Genomic DNA, 1,698 nt, shown 5'->3' with positions numbered 1-1,698 from the left:
GAACAATATATTAAAATACAATCTCTAATTGAAGAATTTCAATTCGATTTTAATGTTGATGAATTAATTGAATTTATTCGTACAAGTATAAGTGCAAGAGAAGAAGCAAAGTTTGAGTTTACTAAAAACCTTAGTGATGTATTGTCTTTAATTAATGATTATGGATCTAATTTGGAGATTTGTAGAGAGGATTTAGCTTTTATAAGAGTTGAATCCATTTTAGGTCTAGCTAATAAATCCGAATTAATAAATGTGAAAAATGAGCTTCAACGTCAAGTGACAATTGGTAAGGAACAGTATGGAATAACAGAATTTACAAAACTGCCTCCTATAATTACAACTGAAAAAGATATTGTTGCATTTATTATTAATGAGGATCAGCCAAATTATGTAACTAATAAGTCAATAACAGGAGAAATAATAGTATTAAATGGAGATTTTCAAAATACAAATTTAGATAATAAAATAGTAGTAATAGAATGTGCTGATCCTGGATATGACTGGATATTTACTCACTCTATTGTTGGACTAATAACTAAATATGGTGGTGCTAATTCTCATATGGCTATTAGATGTACTGAATTTAATATTCCTGCAGCAATTGGTTGCGGTGAGGTAATTTATACTAAAGTAGTAAGCTCAAAATTAGCTGAATTAAATTGTGGTGTAGGCTATGTTAAAGTACAGTAAAAAGCTTATAGCTATCTCACAAAGAGTTTCTAATTCATTTAACTATAATGAAACTAGAGATTGCTTGGATCAAGAATGGACAACTCTATTTGAACATTTAAACATAATCCCTTTGATTGTTCCTAATAAATTAGAAAGATTAAATGATTTCTTAAATAGCTTTGACATTCAAGGAATTATTTTATCTGGAGGAAATGATATTTCGCCAGTGCTATATGGAGGAAACCCTTCAATTTCAAAAAATGTTTCTTTTGAAAGGGACAAAACAGAAATAGGATTAATTAATTATGGAATAGAACAAAATATACCTATCTTAGGTGTTTGCCGTGGAATGCAGATGTTAAATGTTTTTTTCGGCGGGAAAATTGAGCAAGATCTTAAATCAATTGGTGAAAACCATATCATTCAAAGTCATCCCATAAGTATGGTTAATAATATTTTTAATGAATGGAATGAATGTTATGAGTGTAACGTCAATTCTTATCATAACCAGGGAATTCTTATAGAGAATTTAGGAGAAGATTTAGAGGTTTTATATAAAACAAATATCTTAGTAGAAGCACTTTATCATAAAAAATTACCGATTATAGGTATACAATGGCACCCAGAAAGAGAAAAGACAATTACCAAATTAGATAAATATATATTTGATTATCTTTTTAAATAGAGGAGTGGAAAATTTGAAAGCCTTTATACTGGCAGCAGGAGAAGGGAAAAGATTAAGGCCCTATACGGAGAATTTACCAAAATGTAAAGTAAGTTTGGCAGGGATACCGTTGATTGAAAGGCAAATTGAAACATTGGTGAAATCAGGTATAAATGATATTACTTTGTTAACTGGATACCATTCGCAAGAGTTAAATTATCTAAAGATGAGTACTTTGCATAACCCGTATTATCATTGTACGAATATGGTGTTTACTCTTATGTATGCTATGGAGGATATAGCTGATTTAGATTCAGTAATAATATCTTATGGAGATATTATTTATGATACCGATATAATTG

3 protein-coding genes are annotated in these 1,698 nt (G+C 29.3%); all 3 read left to right on the top strand.

What is annotated here, in order from left to right:
* Window positions 1-690 (top strand): PEP-utilizing enzyme (locus tag V7164_RS23560; protein WP_335355404.1); only part of this gene is annotated, 690 nt, incomplete at its 5' end.
* Window positions 674-1,357 (top strand): type 1 glutamine amidotransferase, encoded by a 684-nt coding sequence (locus V7164_RS23555; protein ID WP_335348483.1) that lies wholly within the window; start codon window positions 674-676, stop codon window positions 1,355-1,357. The genes V7164_RS23560 and V7164_RS23555, both read left to right, overlap by 17 nt.
* A gap of 13 nt (window positions 1,358-1,370) precedes the next feature.
* Window positions 1,371-1,698 (top strand): NTP transferase domain-containing protein (locus tag V7164_RS23550; protein WP_335355403.1); only part of this gene is annotated, 328 nt, incomplete at its 3' end.

Source organism: Bacillus sp. JJ1474 (genome assembly GCF_036965225.1).
Lineage (GTDB): Bacteria > Bacillota > Bacilli > Bacillales > Cytobacillaceae > Cytobacillus.
This window is presented reverse-complemented; position numbering and strand designations above follow the sequence as displayed.

Bases quoted from the DNA above. Each gene is read 5' to 3' on its own strand.
- V7164_RS23555 (WP_335348483.1), top strand. From the start codon at position 674: ATGTTAAAGTACAGTAAAAAGCTTATAGCTATCTCACAAAGAGTTTCT.